This window comes from Streptomyces sp. 184 (assembly GCF_045781775.1).
Classification (GTDB): domain Bacteria; phylum Actinomycetota; class Actinomycetes; order Streptomycetales; family Streptomycetaceae; genus Streptomyces.
Map to the genome: position 1 here is coordinate 6,261,397 of NZ_CP123230.1, position 18,899 is coordinate 6,280,295.

Here is an 18,899-nt window from a genome sequence, read left to right on the forward strand (position 1 = left end):
ATCACGTACGGTCGCCTTCGGTGGCTACCCGTACACCTTGTTCCAGAGTCGGCAGTGTACCGCCGACCCCGAGGCCGAGGGGGGTCCGCGACGGGCCCGCTTCACCACCGCACCGGTGCAGGTCGCAAGCGCCGCGGCCCCCCGGTGGTCAGACGGCGACGGCGTCGAGGGGCGCGAGGGTCGCGGCGAGCAGGCGCTCCGCGTCGCGTGCGAAGGGGATCTCCGACCCCGCGTCGACCAGCCCCTGTTCGGCCAGCAGGCGGCCGGTACGGGCGGCGACGAGGGCGAAGCGGAAGCCGGCGAACACCTCGTGCCAGGGCAGCCGCCCGGCGATCGGCCGGCCCAGCCACTCCTCGTAGCGCTCGATCGTAGCCTGCCGGTCCGGCAGGCCCGCCAGCCGGGGGCCGCCGCCGGCGAGGTACCGGTCGACGTGGAGGAACCAGGCGAGGTCGGCCTCGGGCGGGCCGAGGAAGGCCGTCTCCCAGTCCAGCGCGGCGACGGGGCGGCTGTCCCTGAAGACGATGTTGGCTAGCCGGGCGTCGCCCCACAGCAGCCGGGGCGGGCCGGCCGGCTCCGGCAGGTTCTCGCGCAGCCAGTCCAGGGCGGCGAGTACGACGCCGGAGCGGTCGGCGGCGAAGTGGTCCAAGTGCCGCTCGTAGAAGGCGAGCTGGCCGTCCGGACCGCTCGGGGCGCCGGTGGCGTGCTCCAGGAAGGACACGTTCAGCCGGTCGGGGTCCAGGCCGTGGAGCCGGCGGAGCACGCCGAGGCCGGCCCACCACAGGTCCGCCCGGCCGCTCTCGTCGCGCTCGGCCAGCGCGCCGGCCCGGTGGTACGGGGGCCGCTCCGCGGGGGTCCAGCCGTCTACGCGCTCCCTCACGTAGAACGGCGCCCCGAGCACGTCGGGGTCGGCCTCGTAGCCGAGCACGGCGGGTACGGGCAGCGGCGTGGGCGCGAGGGCGCGCAGCACCCGGTACTCGTCGACGAGCCGGGACTCGGGCAGCACCTGGTGCCGCTGGGACGCGACCCGGACGACGAAGTCCCGGCGCGTTCCGGTGCGTTCCCACTCGGCGGCGGCCATCAGGATCTCGGGGCCGAAGCCCCGGCCGCGCAGCGCCTCCACCCCGACCTCGGGGACCCCGGTCTCCGGCAGCCGGTCGGCGAGCCACTGCGCGAGGCGGCGGCGGGTGGCGTCGATGTCTCGTTGCGGCGGTACGGGCACGGGACCTCCAGCGAGCGATGGACGTACAGCGTCCCCATGATCCTCCTCTGACCTGGAGACCTGATGGTGAGTCACGGCAGGCACCGTCGAGACACCAGCGGGAGAGGATCGAGCCCTCACTGACCCTCTTCAGGATCGAGACCGTCACATGTTTCCGGCGGAGAGGGAGTCGATCCACCATGGTGCACACCCACCACGTCAGGCACACCACCACCGTCGCGGCCCCGCCGACCGTCGCCTACGGGCTGCTCGCGGACGCGCCGGGCTGGCCCCGGCTGTTCCCCTCCGTCGTGCACGTGGAACAGGCCCCGGCGGGACCCGGCGAGGACACGCTGCGGCTGTGGACCACCGCGCACGGCAGAGTCGCGAACGGGGGCGTACGGCGCCGGCTGGACCCGGACGCGCTGACCGTCGGCTTCCGGCACATCGCCCCGCACTCCCCGGTCGCCGTCAAGGGCGGCACCTGGCGGATCCGCCCGGCCGGCGACGGCGGCTGCGAGGTCGTGCTCGACCAGGCGTACGCGGCGGTCGACGACGACCCGGAGCAACTGGCCTGGATCCGCGCGGCGGCCGAGGCCGACGCCAAGACCGATCTGGAGAACCTGAAGCAGGCCGCCGAGCAGGCGGACCGCATCGGCGAGGTGCTCGTCACCTTCACCGACGAGCTGGAGATCGCGGCCGGGCCGGCGAAGGTCCACGAGTTCCTCTGGCGGGCCGAGGCGTGGCGGGAGCTGCCGCACGTCGTACGGGTGGAGCTGACCGACATCTCGCCGCGGACCCAGATCCTGGAGATGGAGACGCGGATACCCGACGGCTCCCGGCACACCACCGAGTCGGTGCGGGTGAGCCTGGGCCCGAAGCGGATCGTCTACAAGCACATCCGGCGGCCGGCGCTGATCGCCGCGCACACCGCGGAGTGGGAGCTGACGGAGACCCCCGACGGCGTACGGGCCGTGAACCGGCAGACCATCGTGCTCCAGCCGGCGGCGGTCGCGGACTTCCTGGGTCCCGGCGCCCCGCTCGCCGAGGCCCGCGCGTTCGTGCGCAGGGTGCTGGGGACGATCAACCAGGCGGCGATGCGGTACACCAAGGCGGTCGTGGAACAGGAGGATTGAGGGCCGTCCGGGGGACGCTGACCGGGGACTTCTGCGAAACAGATTGCACCACAACCTGCGGTGGTGCATACTGCCCCATACCTGTGGGACAACATGCCCCGTGCCGGGGTCGCGATCCATCGGTGCCCACGCGTGACTCCCGAACGCGGGCAGTGTAGCCCGCGCCCGAGCCGACTTGCAGGAGACGACTCGTGAACTGCTCCCTTCGCTGGCAGCCGAACCGAGGCAGCGGCCTGACGATGGTGTACGCCACGCACGACGCCTTCCGCCGGGACGTCACCCTGCTCATGAGCACCACCGGGGACGACTTCGCCGCAGACTCCGCGTTCGCTGCCGGCTGGAGCGCGTTCAAGGACTATCTGAGGGTCCACCAGACGGCCGAGGGAGCCATGTGCCCGGGGCTCCGGTCCCGGCTGGCCGGCCTGGCCGACGTGTCCGTGCTGCGGAACTCGGAGGCGGAGAACAGCACCCTCGACCGGATGATCGAAGCGGTCGACCTGGCCTTGCGCAGCCGCTCCCCGGTCGTCCTGCGCGAGCGGATAGAAGACCTCTCCAAACGGCTTCTGGCGCACCTCGACCACCAGGAGAAGGAAGTGCTGCCGATGCTCTCCAAGGTGCTGACGCGCGCCGACTGGGAGACGTTCCGGACGGCCCAGCGCCGCGCGCTGGGGCCGCGGGCCGAGACGTACGTCCCCTGGCTGCTGGACGGCGCACCCGAAGACACCCGGCGCAAAGTGCTCGCCGCTCTCCCGCCGCCGCTGCGCCTGATGTGCCGCACCGTCTGGCTGCCGCGCTACCGGCGCAACTCGCCCTGGCGGCAGATCAAACCCCACTGAACCGCTTGACGAAGGAGTTACCCGTGCGCCCTGCCCAAACGGAGGAGTCCCGCACCAACCCATGGGTCGTGCTGGCCTTCCTGATCCTGGCCTTCTTCATGACGGTGCTCGACACGACCATCGTCAACCTGGCCAACCAGGACATCATCGACCGGCTGGACGCCTCGCTCGACGAGGTGCTGTGGGTCACCAGCGGCTACACCCTGGCCTTCGCCGCGTTACTGCTGTTCGCCGGCCGGCTCGGCGTGCTCATGGGTGCCCGTAACGCCTTCGTGCTCGGCGTCGTCGTCTTCACCGCGGCGTCCGCGGCCTGCGCCCTGTCGCAGAACCCGGAACAGCTCATCGCGATGCGCGTGGTGCAGGGCGTGGGCGCGGCGCTGCTCATGCCGCAGACGCTCGCGATCATCATGACGGTCTTCCCGCCGGACAAACGCGGCGCCGCCTTCGGCATCTGGAGCGCCGTGGCGGGTCTCGCCGCGGTCGCCGGGCCGACCCTGGGCGGCATCTTCGTGGACGCGCTGACCTGGCGGTCGGTCTTCTGGATCAACGTGCCGCTGGGCGTGATCGCCATCGTCGGCGCGCTGCGCACCATCCCCGGCGCCCGGCCACCGCAGCGGCCCTCCTTCCAGCCGCTCGGCACGGTGCTCTCCACCGTCGGCATCTTCCTGGTGGTCTTCGCCCTCATCGAGGGCGAGCGGTACGACTGGGGCGAGGTCTGGGGGATCGTCAGCATCCCCGTGATCGGCGGTGCCGGCGTGCTCGTCATGGTCTTCTTCGTGCTCCAGCAGCGCGCGCAGCAGGAGCACCAGCCGCTGCTGCCGTTCACGCTGCTGCGCGACCGCGGGTTCTCGGTCATGAACGTGGTGCTGATGACGAACCTGTTCGCGTCCATGGGCCTGCTGCTGCCGTACGCGCTCTACCTCCAGGGCGTACTCGACCTCTCCCCCACCAAGGCCGGCCTCGTCATGGGCCCGGCGCCGCTGGTCTCGCTGTTCATCGCGCCGTTCGCGGGCAAGTGGGCGGACAAGCTGGACCCCCGGGCCATCATCGTGCCCGGGCTGCTGGTCTTCGCCGGGTCCGTCGCCGTGCTGATCGCCACCAGCCACACCGACTCCAGCACCTGGGCGGTGATCCCCGGGATGGTGCTCTTCGGCATCGCCATCGGCCTGGTCTTCGCCCCGGCCAACGCCCTTGCCATGCGCAACGTCCCGCCGCACCTGGCCGGCGCCGCCTCCGGCGTGGTGACCTCCGCGCGGCAGATCGGCACGGTCCTGGGCGCCGCCGCGGTCGGCGCCGTGCTCCAGGCCGAGCTGACCGACAACCTCAAGTCGGAGCCCTACCCCGACGCCTTCGTCGGCGCGATGGAGCCGTCCCTGTGGCTCGTCGTCGGCGTGCTCTGCGCGACCGCGCTGCTGTGCGCCGTGGCGCTGCGCAGGTCCGCGGTGCGTACGGGCGACGACCCCTCCGCGGCGGAGCCGGTCAAGGAGCCGACCGGCTGACGCCGCCCCACCGGCCCCGGCCCGTGCGACTGCGTTCCCCCGGCGCGGACGCACGGGCCGGTTCCACGTCCGGAAGCACACGGCAGGGGCCTGTCACCCGGGTTCGTCCCGGTTAGGCAAATACTTGTCCGTGGTGGCCCCCAGGGGCGCTCCCTACGCTGACCCGTATGGTGCTCACCCAATCCGAAACGGCGGCCCCACCTGTGCCGTTCTTCTCCCAGGCACGGAGTTTCACCGAGTTGTGGCCGCTGATCAGCGACCACATCAACGCCGTCTTCGACCGGGGCAAATACTCCCACGGCCGACAGGTCGGGCAGTTGGAGCGCGCCATCGCCGAGTACACCGGCGCCCGGCACGCCCTCGGGGTGAACAGCGGCACCGACGCCCTCGTCCTCCTGCTCCGGGCCGCCGGTATCGGCCCGGGTGACGAGGTCATCGTGCCCACGTTCACCTTCTTCGCCTCCGCGTCCGCCGTCTCGATGGCCGGCGCCCGTCCCGTCTTCGCCGACATCACGGCGGACGGCGACTACGCCATGGACCCGGACTCGGCGGAGTCCCTGGTCACCGAGCGGACCCGCGCGGTGATGCCGGTGCACCTGTTCCACCAGCTCGCCCCGATGGACCGGCTGACGGACCTCGCGCGCCGCCACGACCTGAAGCTGCTGGAGGACAGCGCGGAGGGCATCGGCATGCGCTGGGACGGCGTACACGCCGGACTGCTGGGCGCCGGCGGGGTGCTGTCCTTCTTCCCCACCAAGACCCTCGGCGCGCTCGGCGACGCCGGCATGATCCTCACGGACGACGAGGACCTCGCCCAGCAGGCCGCGATCCTGCGCCACCACGGGCGGATGGGGAAGACGCTGGACCACATCGCCGGCATCTCCAACCTCTCCGGCGTCTCCGGCACCAACAGCAAGATGGACGACATCCAGGCCGCCGTGCTGCTGGCCAAGCTGACCCGGCTGGACGCCGACATCGTCCGGCGCAGGGAGCTCGCCGCCGCGTACGACGAGCGGCTGCGCGGGCAGGAGGGCATCCACTCCCTGCCCCGCCTGGTGCCCCGTTCCGCGGCCTCCGACCCGGTGTTCTACGTGTACCTCATCGAGGTCGAGCAGCGGGACGCGCTCGTCGAGCACCTGACGGCCCGCGGCATCGGCACCGAGACGTACTACCCCCGCCCGCTCCATCTCCAGCCGTGCTACGCCGGGCCCGAGCACCCCGAGGGTTCGCTGCCGGTCGCGGAGCGGACGTGCAAGCGCACGCTGGCCCTGCCCTTCTACCCGGACCTCACCGAGGACCAGGTGGACGTGGTGTGCCGGGCCATCGCCGACTTCTACGCCGGAGGTGCTGGCCGGTGACCATCCCGTTCTTCCCCGACGACCTCTTCGAGAAGGACCGGCAGGCGTTCTTGGACCTGCTGTTCGAGGTGGGCACCGACGAGGAGCAGAAGTTCATCCTCGGCCGGCGCACCGCGCAGCTCGAACGCGAGACGGCCGCCGCGGCGGGCGTCGAGCACGTCATCGCCTGCTCCAGCGGGACCGGCGGGCTCAACCTCGCCGTCCAGGCCGTGGGCGTGGGCCCCGGCGACGAGGTCATCGTCCCGGCCTTCTGCTGCCAGCCGGTGGCCAGTTCGGTGGCGAACCTCGGCGCGACGCCGGTCTTCGCCGACGTCGACCCGCACACCATGGTGATGGACCCGGCGAGCACCGAGGAGCTGATCACCGAGCGCACCCGCGCCCTGATGCCCGCGCACGTCTTCTCGATCATGGCCGACATGCCGGCCATGAACAAGATCGGCCGGGCGCACGGGCTGAAGGTGATCGAGGACGCCGCGGTCGCCCAGGGCGCGATCCTCGACGGCACCCCGTCCGGCGCCTGGGGCGACCTCGGGGTCTTCTCCTACTTCCAGGTCAAGGCGTTCGGCACGGCCGGCGAAGGCGGCATGGTGCTGACGGACGACGAGGAGCTGGCCCGCAGGGTGCGGATGCTCCGCAACCACGGCCAGGACGGCATCACCCGGTTCCTGCACCACGCGATCGGCCAGAACAGCCGCTTCGACGAGATCCTCGCCGCCTTCCAACTGCACCGGATGGCCGGCTTCGAGGACCGCCTGGAGCGCCGGGCCCGGATCGCCGACTACTACACCGAGCGGTTCGCCCCGCTCGCCGACCGCGGCCTCGTCGCGCCGCCCGCGGGCCGCAACGGCCGCTGCTACTACGTGTACTCGCTGCTCGTCGAGCGGCGCGAGGATCTGCGCGCCTGGCTCACCGAGAAGCAGATCGGCTCGCACATCTACTACCCGGTGCCGCTGCCGCTCCAGCCGGCCTTCGCGAAGTACGCCCCCGAGGGGGCGGACTGGCCGCGGGCCCGGCAGGTCAGCGCGCGGAACCTGGCGATCCCGATCTGGCCTCATCTCACGGACTTCCAGGTGGAGTTCATAGCGGATTCAGTGTGCGAATTCTTCGACTAGGGGGAACGGGCATGGGCACCAAGGTCGTCGTGATGGGGCAGGGCTACGTGGGCCTGCCGCTGGCCGTCGCCGCCGCGGAGCGCGGGTACGAGGTCGTCGGCTTCGAGGTCGACGAGGCCCGGGTCAAGAAGCTCGCGGTGGGCGAGTCGTACGTCGGCGACATCGACTCCGCGCGGCTCGCGGCGCTGCTGGACAGCGGGGCCTACCGGCCCACGATGGAGCAGGACGACCTGGCGGGCTTCGACATCGCGGTGATCACCGTGCCCACCCCGATGCGCGACGGTCTGCCGGACCTGTCGTACATCGAGTCCGCCGGCGGCATCCTCGCCCGCTGGCTGCGGCCGGGGGCGGCGGTCTCGCTGGAGTCGACCAGCTACCCGGGGACCACGCACGACGTCCTCGCGCCGCTGCTGGAGCGGCTCTCCGGGCTGGCGCCGGGCACGGACTTCCACCTCGGCTACAGCCCCGAGCGCATCGACCCGGGGAACACCCGGTGGACGTTCACCACCACGCCGAAGGTCGTGGCCGGGGTGGACGAGCGCTCGCGGCAGCGGCTGACCGACTTCTACGGCTCGATCGTGGACGAGGTCGTCCCCGCCCCCTCGACCCGCGTGGCCGAGATGGCCAAGGTGCTGGAGAACACCTTCCGGCACGTCAACATCGCCCTGGTCAACGAGCTGGCCATGCACGCCGAGGCGCTCGGCGTGGACGTCTGGCAGGCGCTGGACATCGCCGCCACCAAGCCGTTCGGCTTCATGCGCTTCACCCCGGGCCCCGGGGTCGGCGGCCACTGCCTGCCGGTGGACCCGCTGTACCTGTCCTGGAAGGTGGAGCAGGCGCTCAGCAAGCCGTTCCGGATGGTCGCGCTGGCCGACGAACTCAACACCCAGATGCCCGAGTACGTGGTCCGCCGGCTCACCCGGGGCCTCGGCAAGCGCGGGCAGACGCTCAACGGCGCCCGGGTGCTGATGCTGGGGCTGGCGTACAAGCCGAACACCGGGGACGTACGGGAGTCGCCCGCGGTGCGCGTCGCGGAGAAGCTCGTCGCGGAGGGCGCCGAGGTGCGGGTCGCGGACCCGGTGGTCTCGGAGGACCCGGGGCACACGGGGATCGTGCGGGTGGAGGTCTCGGACGAGGAGATCCGCGCGGCGCACGTGGTGCTGATCGCCACGGACCACGACGACTTCGACTACACGCACATCGTCGAGGAGGCCGGCTATGTCTTCGACTGCCGGCACCGGGTGCCGGCCGCGGCCAATGTGGAATCCATCTGAACGCTCCCCCGTGCCACGGCCGGCGGGCCGCGCGGGATGAGCGGATGGTGACGGAATAACGGATTCGCCCCCCGGATTTCTCCGGGGGACGAATATCCGGACCGGAATCGAATCTCTCGGTTCCGTCACTTCTTTTGCAATTTCACCGAGCCGTCCGGCGCAGGGCCTTCATCGGTCCCGCGCCGGTGTCCCGTCCTCGGCAACGCATCCTTTATCGCGGCCCCGCCGGCCCTCCCCGCAGACGTAGAAAAAGCACCCTTGGGGTATCACCTCGAGGTCCTCCCCAACCTCGACACAACCCCAAAGGTGCGTTTCTCTTGCAAGCGGAATCCAGGCTCCGCTAAACCTCTCTGCCGAAGGCGGCCGACGCCAGCGCGTGCCGCTCAAGACTCGCCGGCGTGAGGGCGTCCAGTTGGCTCGCGGCATCCGCCTTGGTCAGTTCGGAACCGCGCGACAGATCGTCCAATTCCGGATCGCACGTCAGTACCGCCTGCTGGAGATGCCGAATCATCGGCGAGGGCTCCAGACCCAGCTCCTCGCGGAGCGTCTTGCGCAGCCGGTGGATGACCTCCAGTGCCTGGCTGCGCCAGCCGGACCGGTACATCGCCAGGATCAGCCGGGCCTGAAGGCTCTCCCGCGTCGGCAGCTTGGTGGTGAGGGAACTCAGCTCGCCGAGCACCTCCCGGTGCCGGCCGAGCCGCAGGTCGGCGTCGATGCGCTGCTCCTGGACGCTCATGCGGTCCTCTTCCAGGCCCACCGCGTACGCCCGCAGCACCGGCCCGGCCTGGACGTCCGCCAGGACCGAACCCTGCCACAACGCCAGCGCCTGGCCGAGCAGATCGGCCGCCGCAACGTCGTCCACATGCAGCTTCGCCCGCCCACGCGCGACCAGCGTGGCGAACTTGTAGGTGTCCAGCTCGTCTCCGCGCACCGTGAGCAGGTACCCGCCGTCGCGCGTCTCCAGGATCCTGCGGGCCGCCTGGAGGCTGCCCACCCTCGGCACCCGGCGCAGGATGCGCCTCAGTTGGAGGATGTAGGACTGGACGGTCGAAAGCGCGGTGTTGGGCGGGGTGTCCTCCCAGAGTTCCTCGATGCACGTGCGCGTCGAAACAACCTGGTTGGCGTTGAGCAGGAGTAAGGATAGGAGTTGTCGTTGTTTGGGCGCTGTCGGGGTATAAGAACGCCCCTGTTCGTGCATGCGCAGTGGACCGAGTACGGAAAATTCCATCGCGTTCTCGAACCCTTCCGATAACTCGTGCACGTGAGCGGAGGCTCGATCGATGATCACTCCCCCGTGATAATCTCTCTGAGATCTAACGGGAGCGTAACCGAACACGCCGTTCGGCACAAGCGGTTTCACAAGCTAACCACGTTACCAGGTCCATTGATCAATGCCGAGCCCTCGCGACGGATGCTGTTCCCTGGTACAAGTCGAACTACTCATTCGCGGTCAGCGGTCACCCGCCCGACCTGCGGTGGTTCCGGAGCACCACCCGGCATCCAGTCGGCCGCCATCAGTTCTTCAGCCCCACACCTGCCGCACTTCAGCGCGTGGACACGCACCCGGACGGCCGCCGCATGGAGGCGAATCAGAAAGGCGCGCCGACAGTACTATCCGGTGACCACCTCCACGTGCGGCTCGCCGGCGCCGCCGGGCGCGGTGCCGTCCTTCTCCATCTGCTCGGCGATCTTCATCGCCTCGTCGATCAGAGTCTCCACGATCTTCGACTCGGGCACGGTCTTGATCACCTCGCCCTTGACGAAGATCTGGCCCTTGCCGTTGCCCGACGCCACGCCGAGGTCCGCCTCCCGGGCCTCCCCGGGGCCGTTGACGACGCACCCCATCACGGCCACCCGCAACGGGACCTCCATGCCGTCGAGTCCGGCGGTCACCTCGTCGGCCAGTTTGTAGACGTCGACCTGCGCGCGCCCGCACGACGGACACGACACGATCTCCAGCCGGCGCTCCCGCAACCCCAGCGACTCCAGGATCTGGGCACCGACCTTGACCTCCTCCACCGGCGGCGCCGACAGCGACACCCGGATCGTGTCCCCGATCCCGTCGCTCAGCAGCGCCCCGAAGGCGACGGCCGACTTGACGGTCCCCTGGAACGCCGGTCCCGCCTCGGTCACGCCCAGGTGCAGCGGGTAGTCGCACTGCGCCGCCAGTTGCCGGTACGCGCTGACCATCACCACGGGATCATTGTGCTTGACGGAGATCTTGATGTCCCGGAAACCGTGCTCCTCGAAGAGGGAGCACTCCCACAGCGCCGACTCCACCAGCGCCTCGGGCGTCGCCTTCCCGTACTTCGCCAGCAGCCGCTTGTCCAGCGAGCCCGCGTTGACGCCGATCCGGATCGGCGTCCCCGCGGCGGAGGCCGCCTGCGCGATCTCCTTCACCTGGTCGTCGAACTTCTTGATGTTCCCGGGGTTGACCCGCACCGCCGCGCAGCCCGCGTCGATCGCCGCGAACACGTACTTCGGCTGGAAGTGGATGTCCGCGATCACCGGGATCTGCGACTTCTTCGCGATCACGGCCAGCGCGTCGGCGTCGTCCTGGGTCGGGCACGCGACCCGTACGATCTGGCAGCCCGACGCGGTCAGTTCGGCGATCTGCTGGAGCGTCGCCCCGATGTCCGAGGTACGGGTCGTCGTCATCGACTGCACCGACACGGGCGCGTCCCCGCCCACGGCCACCGTGCCGACCTGGAGCTGCCGGCTCACCCGGCGCTCGGACAGCTTCAGCGGAACGGACGGCATACCCAGCGATACGGCGGTCATGAGGGCTCCTCACCCAGGGTCGAGGCGATGCGTTCGGCGACGGCCGCGGCGGTCAGCCCCGACTCCTTGAGGACCTCCGCCCGGCTGGCGTGGTCGGGGAAGCGGACCGGCAGGCCGAAGCCGAGGCTCGGCACCCGGACGCCGGCCCGGGTCAGCTCGGCGGTGACCGCGCCGGCGACGCCGCCCGCCTCGACGCCGTCCTCCACGACGGCGACCAGCCGGTGCCCGGCGGCGAGGTCCACCAGCTCCGCGGGCAGCGGCTTGACCCAGCGCGGGTCGACCACCGTGGCGCGTACGCCGCGCGCGGCGAGCAGTCCGGCGGCCTCCAGGCACAGCCCGGCCATCGGGCCGACGGCCACGAGCAGCACCTGCGGCTCGCCCTCGGCGCGGGCCAGCACGTCGATGCCGCCGACCGTGCCGACGGCCTCGGCGTCCGCGGGCGCCGCGCCCTTGGGGAAGCGCACCACGGTCGGCCCTTCTGTGACGGCCACGGCCTCGTGCAGCAGCGCGCGCAGCCGGGTGGCGTCGCGCGGCGCGGCGATCCGCAGACCGGGGACGACCTGGAGTACGGACAGGTCCCACATGCCGTTGTGGCTCGGGCCGTCGTCGCCGGTGACGCCGGCCCGGTCGAGCACGAAGGTGACGGCGTGGCGGTGCAGGGCCACGTCCATCAGCAGTTGGTCGAAGGCCCGGTTGAGGAACGTCGCGTACACCGCCACGACCGGGTGCAGCCCGCCGAGCGCGAGGCCCGCGGCGCAGGTGACCGCGTGCTGCTCGGCGATGCCGACGTCGAAGACCCGGTCCGGGTACGCCGTCTGGAAGTCCTTGAGCCCCACGGGCCGCAGCATCGAGGCGGTCAGCGCGACCAGGTCGTCGCGCTCGGCGCCCAGCTTGACGATCTCGTCGGCGAAGACCGACGTCCAGGAGGTCGCGGGGGCGCCGGTGGCGCCCGCGGGCCTGGCGGCGCTGACGGCGTGGAAGCGGTCCGCCTCGTCCTGCTCGGCCGCCGGGTAGCCCTCGCCCTTGCGCGTGATGCAGTGCACGATCACCGGGCCGCCGAACCCCCGGGCCTGGCGGAGCGCGGTCTCGACGGCCTCGATGTCGTGGCCGTCGACGGGGCCGAGGTACTTCAGGCCCAGGTCCTCGAACATGCCCTGCGGGGCGACGAAGTCCTTCAGCCCCTTCTTCATGCCGTGCAGGCTCTCGAAGAGCGCGTCGCCGATCACCGGGGTCTGCCGGACGGTGTCCTTGCCCCAGGCGAGGAACCGCTCGTAGCCGCTGCTGGTGCGCAGCGTGGACAGGTGGTGGGCGAGGCCGCCGAGGGTGGGCGCGTAGGAGCGGCCGTTGTCGTTGACGACGATGACCAGCGGCAGGTCCTCGTCGACGGCGATGTTGTTCAGCGCCTCCCAGGCCATGCCGCCGGTCAGCGCGCCGTCGCCGATGACGGCGACCACGTGCCGGTCGTCCAGGCCGCGCAGCCGGTTGGCCTTGGCGGCGCCGTCGGCGTGCGAGAGGGCGGTCGAGGCGTGCGAGTTCTCCACGAAGTCGTGGGCGGACTCGGCCGGCGAGGGGTAGCCGGACAGGCCGCCGCGCTTGCGCAGGCGGGAGAAGTCCTGGCGGCCGGTGAGCAGTTTGTGTACGTACGCCTGGTGGCCGGTGTCCCAGATGATCCGGTCCTTGGGCGAGTCGAACACCCGGTGCAGCGCGATGGTCAGCTCCACGACCCCCAGGTTCGGCCCCAGGTGGCCGCCGGTGCGCGAGACCGCGTCGACGAGGAAGTCGCGGATCTCGCCGGCGAGTGCGCCGAGCTGCTCCGGGTTCAGCCGGCGCAGCTCCTCCGGGCCGCGGATGTCCTGGAGTACGGGGGACGGGGCGCCCCGCGCGGTGTCGTGGTCACGGCTGGGGGCCAAAGGACACCTCCATGGTCGGTTGCAGGCCGAGGTCCCGGCCGGTGAGGGTCACGTCGACCGCGATGAGGATGTTGTAGTGGTTGGGGAAGTGGCAGGAGTCGAAGCCGAGGACCCAGCCGACCGGCTTGCCGTCGACGAGCACCGCGTCGCCGCGGTCGATGACGCCGGCGCCGGCGATCTCCACGAAGCCGAGGAACCCGACGCGGTCCACGCGCGCGCCGGTGGTGGTGTCGTGCTGGTCGGTGGTGACGAGTTCGTGCACCTCGCCGCGGCGGACACAGCGGCTGGCCCACTCGTCCACCTCCATGCCGCGGTCCTCGCGGCGGTGGACGAGGATCTTCACCAGCCGCCCGGAGACCGTCAGCTTGTCGCCGTCCTCCTGCGCGTTCACCTCAGTGCTCCCGTCGTCTTCGGATCGCCCGCGGGGCTCTCCCTGCGGTAGATCTCGGCGACCAGCTCCAGCGCCGCGAGCCCGCCCTCGGCGCGGTCCTCGCGGCCGCGTACGGCCTGCGCGAAGTCGGCGACGATGCCGCGGTACTCGTGCCACAGCGACTGCTTGAACTCGGGGTAGCCGTCGAGCATGTCGGCGCTGTGCAGGGAGCCGTCGGTGAGCCGGAGCGTGATGTCCTTGCGCTCGCCCTCGTACGACCAGTCCAGCTCCACCCGGCCGCGGGCGCCGGAGGCGGCGGTCAGCGAGACCTTCGCCTGCCGGTCGGTGCCGGCCTCGTCGCGTACCACCTCGGCGCTCTCCAGCTCGACCGGGCCGAGGAACTGGCGCACGGTGTCGAAGGCGTTGGGCCCGTTGTCGGCGACGCAGCCGCCGCCGCAGCGGTCGGCGTCGAGGTACCAGGCGTCCGCGCCCGCGTGCTCCTCGATCTTCTCCAGGTAGCGCACGACCATCCACTCGATGCCGACGCCGGGCGGGATCGCCTCCAGCAGCGCGAGCGCGTTGCCGTTGTAGCGGCGGTGGAAGGCGGTGAAGAGCACGACCTTCCGGGCGCGGGCGGCGCGCACCAGGGCGCGGCCGTCCGACAGCCGGGTGGCCAGCGGCTTCTCCACGCACACCGGCAGCCCGGCGGCGACGAGGTCGCCGCAGACCGCGGCGTGGGCGTCGTTGGGCACGTTGACCACGGCGGCGTCCAGGCCGCCGGCCGCGAGCAGGTCCTTGTGGCTCGTGTAGCAGGGGACGCGGTCCCGGTACGGGGCCAGCGCCTCGTCCCGCAGGTCGCACACCGCGGCCAGCTCGACCTCGGGCAACCGCTCCAGGGCGGCGGCGTAGAAGCGCGAGATGACGCCCAGGCCGATCAGCCCGATGCGCAGCGGGCGGGTCGTCTCGTCACCGGTCATTTCTGGTCTCCCTCCGGGAGCTTCAGCCCCAGGTCGTCGGCGACGGAGCGCAGTTCACCGAGGAGCGCGTCCGCCACGGGCACGCCCTCGGCCAGTGCCGCGGTCTTCAGGTCCGCCTCGCGGCAGCCGGGGTAGGCGACGCGGTCGGTCCCCGGCAGCGTCGGGCTGCCGGTGAGGGCGGCGAAGAGCCCGGCCGCCTGGCGGGTGAAGTCCTGCTCGGGGCGGAGCGTGGCGGGGGCGACGGCCAGCACGAAGAAGCCGATGTCGTCGTCCCGGCCGCTCGGGCCGCCGGTGCCGGCGTACGCCTCGGGGTCGGGGCCGAGTCCGGCGCCGGGCACCAGCGCGGCCAGCACCTCGACCAGCAGCGCCAGGCCGTAGCCCTTGTAGCCGCCGGTCTCCGGGTGGCCGCCGAGGAAGAGCGGGAAGGCTTCGCCGCGGTCGAGCGCGTGCGGGTCCGTCACCCAGCGGCCGTCGGCGTCCTGGAGCCAGCCCTCGGGTATGGACCGGCCGGCCCGCGCCGCCTCGCGCACCTTGCCGGTGGGGGCGACCGTGGTGCTCATGTCGAGCACGAACGGGGCCTGCCCCGGGCCGGCCGGGGCGGCGGCGGCGAGCGGGTTGGTGCCGAGCATGGCGACGCGTCCGCCCGGTGGGCGGGCGATGCGCTGCCGGCCGCAGTTGGAGGCGACCAGCCCGATCATGCCGCTCTCGACGGCGCGGCCGGCGTGGAAGCCGGCGCAGCCCAGGTGGGTCGCGTCGCGTACGGACACCATGCCGATGCCGTACTGCCCGGCCCGCTCGACGGCGAGGTCCATGGCCTCCGCGGCGGTCCACAGGCCGAGGCCCTTGGCGGAGTCGAGCAGCACGGTGGCGCCGCGGTCGGCGAGCACCGCGGGCTCGGCCGCGGGCGCCACCCGGCCGGACTCGAAGAGCGGCAGGTAGAGGCGGGTGAGGTTGGCCAGGCCGTGGGAGCGCATGCCCACCAGGTCGCCGTAGACGAGCGCTTCGGCGGCGGTACGGGCCCGGGCTTCGGGTACGGCGTGGGCCTGGAAGACCTCGGTGGTGAAGTCGGTCAACTGGTGATACGGCAGCAGGGTCATGACGATCCGTTCGTAGCGGAGGCGAAGGCGGCCACCAGGGACGCGACGCCGTCGGCGTAGCGCTCCAGGTCCGGGGCGTCGACGTACTCGTCCGCGGCGTGGGCGCCGTTGGCGTCGAGGTCTCCCGGGCCGTAGACGACGGTGTGCGCGTTCGGCAGGGCGTGGGTCCAGATGGCGTCGCAGGTGCAGGCGGGGGCGTCGGCCGGGGCGTAGCTCAGCCCGGCTCCGGTCAGCAGCCGCTCCGCCCAGGGGTCGCGGCTGTCGAGCGCGGGCAGTCCGCGCTTGAGCCACGCCAGTTCGGTGATCCGGCGGGCGTCGCGGGCGGTACGGGCGAAGTCCGGCAGGCCGGCGAAGGCGGCGGCGAACTCCTCGACGCCGGCGTGCAGGGCGCGTTCGAGCGCCTGCTCCTGGGCGCGGCCGGCGTCGGCGGTGCGGTACGCCAGGTTCAGCAGCAGCGCGCCGGTGCCGTACACCTTGTTGTGCGCGTCGCCGGTGTGCAGCCCGGCGACGCAGACCCGGCCGTCGGTCACCGCGCCGGGCAGGGTGCGGGCCAGGTGCTGGGCCAGGAAGCCGAGGAGTACGGAGGCGTTGTGGCCGGCCTCCGGGTGGTCGTCGATGGAGTCGGTGCCGGCGACGGCGACGCGGGCGGTGGCCGCCGCGGTGGCGCGGGGCACGAGCAGGCCGCGGGTCGGCTCGCAGAACACGTTGATACGGCCCGTCCAGCCCTGCTCGACCAGCGGCCGGGTGCCGAAGACGCCCATGGCGCCGCCCTCTTCGCCGGCCACCGCCTGGACGAGGACGCCGACGTCCGTGCCGAGCCCGGGCACCCGGTCCACCGCCGCGCGCAGCCCGGCGAGCAGCGCGACCGCCGGGCCCTTGGCATCGACGGCGCCGCGGCCGTGGAAGCGGTCGCCCGCCAGCCGCGGCGGCGGGCCGCCGGCGACCGTGTCGAGGTGCACGTTGAACATGAGGGTCCGCTCCGGCGGCTGCGCGCCGCCGAGCCGCAGCACCAGGCTCGGCTGGCCGTCGAGGAACCCGTCCACCCGCCGCGCCATGTCGCGCACCTGCGCGGGCACGTCCGGGCGGTCCAGCCACTCGGGGCCCGGCGCGGCGTGGTGCACCACCTCGAAGCCCAGCTCGGCGGCGGCCTTGGCGTAGAGCGTCTGCGCCTCGTGCAGCCGCGGCGGCCCGGCGTCCGGGCCGGTCTCCATCGGCCCCGCGGTCGGTAACTCGACCAGGTGGAGCAGCAGTTCGCGATCCGCCGGCGACAGCCGTATCCCCGCCGTCATACGGCCACCTTGCCGATCCGCGCGAGCAGTTCCTCCAGCGCCCGGCCGCAGGCGACGAAGGCCGCCCGGGTCTCGTCGTCGCCGGCGGTCGCGGACTCGTGCGGGCGCACCTTGACGTGCGGCTCGATCGACAGCGCGCCGGTGTAGCCGCGGTCCAGCAGGTGGCGCAGGCAGTCCAGCACGCGGCACTCGCCGTGGCCGGGCAGCGTGTAGCGGATCTCGTCGCCCTCGACGACCGCGTCCTTGATCTGGACGTGCTCGATCCACGGCGTGAGCCGGGGCAGCAGGTCGTAGGCGCGGTAGCCGTACGCCGGGCCGTTGCCGGTGTCGAAGACCAGGCGCAGCGCCGGGCTGTCGACGTAGCGCAGGAGCTGGAGCATCCGCTCGGCGCTGGCGCCGGCCCAGCCGGCGCAGTTCTCGTGGAGCAGCACGAGCCCGGCTCGCTCGGCCCGGGCGGTCAGCGTCGCCATGCGCCGCAGGACCACCGCGCGCCACGCGCCCGGGCTCAGCCCGTCGTTGGGATAGGACATGACGCGTACGTACCGGGTGCCGAGCGTCGCGCAGCGCTCGGCGAGGATGTCCAGCTCGCGCAGGTCCTCGTCGAAGTCGCCGGTGACCGGGCGGGCCCAGTTCGCGATCCGGGAGTCGACGCAGTGCACGCCGAGGCCGGCGGCGCGCACGGACGCGGCCAGGTCGGCGAAGGCGGTGTCGTCCAGGTCGGCGAGGGCGGTGCCGTCCACCGAGCGCAGCTCGATCAGCGGCCAGCCCAGCTCGTTCAGGGCCGAGGTCTGGACCGCCGCCGAGGCGCCCGCCTCGTCGCCGATGCCGCACAGCGGGAGGGTTTCAGCCGACATCAAGTGACTCCGTCCTGGAACCGGACATGTGCTTGGCCGCGTCGAGCAGCCGCACGACGCGCATCTGGCGCTGCAACTGCGCGTCGAGCGCGGCGTCGTCGCCGCCGGTACCGGCGAAGTGCCGGTAGGTGTCGAGCAGGCAGGCGTCGAGGGCGAGGTCGGGGAAGACGGACTTCGCCGGGGTGCCGCCCACCGGGCTGACGGTCAGGTGGGCGTAGTGGTCCTCGCTGCTGACGGGGTAGTGGCCCACCACCCGGCCGGACTCGAAGGCCAGCTCGACCCGGCGCTCGCGGCGCGGCGAGGTGAGGTCGCACTCCAGTTGGCTCACCGCCCCGGAGCCGTGCCGCAGCGTCAGCTCGGCCCCGCCCATGCCCGGCACCCGCCGGCCGCCGACGTCCACGTCGGTGAGGGCGGCGTGGGCCACCTCGGCGTCGCCGGCCAGCCGCAGCATGACGCCGACGGCGTGCGGCGGCTCCACGTCGAAGGCCGTGTCGTGGCTGCGGCTGTTGAGGGTGCGGTGGATACGGGGCTTGTGCTGCCGGATGCCGATGTGCCGCAGCGGGCCGAAGCGGTTGCTCTCCACGATGGCCGCGAGCCGCTCGGTGAGGGAGCTGTGCAGCCACGGCGCGACGACGGCCATCCGCAGCCCGTACTTCTCGCGCACCGACGCCAGTTCCTCCAGCGCCTCGACGGTGTCCGCGAGCGGCTTTTCCACCAGGACGTTGACGAACCCCAGCTCGCCGAGGTCGGTCAGCACGCCGGCCCGCTCGCCGGGCGGGGTGCACACGTGCACGAGGGTCGCCGCCGGGTCGAGCTGCGCCCGGGCCGCGGCCAGGGAGCCGGCCGTCCGGATCCCGGGGTGCTCGTCGCGGCGGTCCCGGCCGGCGTCCGGCACGTCGGCCGGCCGCACGTCGAACCCGATCGGCGGCGTCACGGAGAAGAGTTCGGGAAACCGGTGCCGCAGCCGCAGCAGCACCGGCAGATGGAGCTCCCGGCCGGAGCGTCCCAACCCGACGATGAATGTATGCAACACCGCATCCTTACGTTCGTATCGTCCGTACGAAAGCGAGGCACATCAGGCTACGCGGAGAATCCGGGCCCCACGGTGGCAGATATCTGCCGCCCGTTCTCGGGCGGGGACACGGACTTGCCATGGCCACCGGCAATTCCAACTCCTACGCTCCCAACGCGAAACCGGATTATCTCTG

At 72.1% G+C, this 18,899-nt stretch carries 16 protein-coding genes; 6 read left to right on the forward strand and 10 right to left on the reverse strand.

Annotated features, from left to right (window positions below; all coding sequences use genetic code 11):
* Nucleotides 1-148 precede the first annotated feature (148 nt).
* On the reverse strand, nt 149-1,219 hold the full coding sequence (locus QBL21_RS26665) for a phosphotransferase family protein (RefSeq protein WP_407564769.1): 1,071 nt from the start codon (nt 1,217-1,219) through the stop codon (nt 149-151).
* Nucleotides 1,220-1,398: 179 nt separating this feature from the next.
* On the opposite strand from QBL21_RS26665, the gene QBL21_RS26670 reads away from it, so the two are divergent.
* The 6 genes from QBL21_RS26670 to QBL21_RS26695 all read left to right on the forward strand — a co-directional run bounded on the left by QBL21_RS26670 (nt 1,399) and on the right by QBL21_RS26695 (nt 8,413).
* Nucleotides 1,399-2,334, forward strand: coding sequence for an aromatase/cyclase (locus tag QBL21_RS26670; RefSeq protein ID WP_407564770.1), 936 nt, complete (start codon nt 1,399-1,401; stop codon nt 2,332-2,334).
* A gap of 191 nt (nt 2,335-2,525) precedes the next feature.
* Nucleotides 2,526-3,170 (forward strand): hemerythrin domain-containing protein, encoded by a 645-nt coding sequence (locus QBL21_RS26675; RefSeq protein ID WP_407564771.1) that lies wholly within the window; start codon nt 2,526-2,528, stop codon nt 3,168-3,170.
* A 23-nt stretch (nt 3,171-3,193) separates the two neighbouring features.
* Nucleotides 3,194-4,669, forward strand: a complete 1,476-nt coding sequence (locus QBL21_RS26680; RefSeq protein ID WP_407564772.1) for an MFS transporter — start codon at nt 3,194-3,196, stop codon at nt 4,667-4,669.
* 167 nt (nt 4,670-4,836) lie between these two features.
* On the forward strand, nt 4,837-6,027 hold the full coding sequence (locus tag QBL21_RS26685; RefSeq protein WP_407564773.1) for a DegT/DnrJ/EryC1/StrS family aminotransferase: 1,191 nt from the start codon (nt 4,837-4,839) through the stop codon (nt 6,025-6,027).
* The gene (locus QBL21_RS26690; protein WP_407564774.1) at nt 6,024-7,139 is read left to right on the forward strand and encodes a DegT/DnrJ/EryC1/StrS family aminotransferase; all 1,116 of its coding nucleotides are present in this window, start codon (nt 6,024-6,026) and stop codon (nt 7,137-7,139) included. Before QBL21_RS26685 ends, QBL21_RS26690 begins: the two co-directional genes overlap by 4 nt.
* Before the next feature lie 11 nt (nt 7,140-7,150).
* A complete protein-coding gene (locus QBL21_RS26695; protein WP_407564775.1) occupies nt 7,151-8,413 on the forward strand; it encodes a nucleotide sugar dehydrogenase in 1,263 nt (420 codons plus the stop codon).
* Between the two features lie 340 nt (nt 8,414-8,753).
* Here the strand turns inward: QBL21_RS26695 and QBL21_RS26700 are convergent, their stop codons facing one another.
* From QBL21_RS26700 to QBL21_RS26740, 9 genes are all read right to left on the reverse strand, one after another.
* Complete coding sequence (locus QBL21_RS26700) at nt 8,754-9,641, reverse strand: BTAD domain-containing putative transcriptional regulator (protein WP_407564776.1); 888 nt, start codon at nt 9,639-9,641, stop codon at nt 8,754-8,756.
* Between the two features lie 383 nt (nt 9,642-10,024).
* Complete coding sequence (gene ispG, locus QBL21_RS26705) at nt 10,025-11,194, reverse strand: flavodoxin-dependent (E)-4-hydroxy-3-methylbut-2-enyl-diphosphate synthase (RefSeq protein WP_407564777.1); 1,170 nt, start codon at nt 11,192-11,194, stop codon at nt 10,025-10,027.
* Nucleotides 11,191-13,104, reverse strand: a complete 1,914-nt coding sequence (gene dxs, locus QBL21_RS26710) for a 1-deoxy-D-xylulose-5-phosphate synthase (protein ID WP_407564778.1) — start codon at nt 13,102-13,104, stop codon at nt 11,191-11,193. The genes ispG and dxs overlap by 4 nt, the downstream gene beginning before the upstream one ends.
* Nucleotides 13,088-13,495 carry a DUF6917 domain-containing protein gene (locus tag QBL21_RS26715; protein ID WP_407564779.1) on the reverse strand — a complete coding sequence of 136 codons (408 nt, stop codon included), beginning with the start codon at nt 13,493-13,495 and terminating at the stop codon, nt 13,088-13,090. The genes dxs and QBL21_RS26715 overlap by 17 nt, the downstream gene beginning before the upstream one ends.
* A complete protein-coding gene (locus QBL21_RS26720) occupies nt 13,492-14,451 on the reverse strand; it encodes a Gfo/Idh/MocA family protein (RefSeq protein WP_407564780.1) in 960 nt (319 codons plus the stop codon). Before QBL21_RS26720 ends, QBL21_RS26715 begins: the two co-directional genes overlap by 4 nt.
* The gene (locus tag QBL21_RS26725; protein WP_407564781.1) at nt 14,448-15,548 is read right to left on the reverse strand and encodes an Ldh family oxidoreductase; all 1,101 of its coding nucleotides are present in this window, start codon (nt 15,546-15,548) and stop codon (nt 14,448-14,450) included. Before QBL21_RS26725 ends, QBL21_RS26720 begins: the two co-directional genes overlap by 4 nt.
* Nucleotides 15,545-16,837: a M20/M25/M40 family metallo-hydrolase gene (locus tag QBL21_RS26730; protein WP_407564782.1), complete on the reverse strand. Its 1,293-nt coding sequence runs from the start codon at nt 16,835-16,837 to the stop codon at nt 15,545-15,547. Before QBL21_RS26730 ends, QBL21_RS26725 begins: the two co-directional genes overlap by 4 nt.
* Nucleotides 16,834-17,691 carry a sugar phosphate isomerase/epimerase family protein gene (locus QBL21_RS26735; protein WP_407564783.1) on the reverse strand — a complete coding sequence of 286 codons (858 nt, stop codon included), beginning with the start codon at nt 17,689-17,691 and terminating at the stop codon, nt 16,834-16,836. Before QBL21_RS26735 ends, QBL21_RS26730 begins: the two co-directional genes overlap by 4 nt.
* Nucleotides 17,681-18,721 carry a Gfo/Idh/MocA family protein gene (locus QBL21_RS26740; RefSeq protein WP_407564784.1) on the reverse strand — a complete coding sequence of 347 codons (1,041 nt, stop codon included), beginning with the start codon at nt 18,719-18,721 and terminating at the stop codon, nt 17,681-17,683. The genes QBL21_RS26735 and QBL21_RS26740 overlap by 11 nt, the downstream gene beginning before the upstream one ends.
* Between the last annotated feature and the right edge of the window lie 178 nt (nt 18,722-18,899).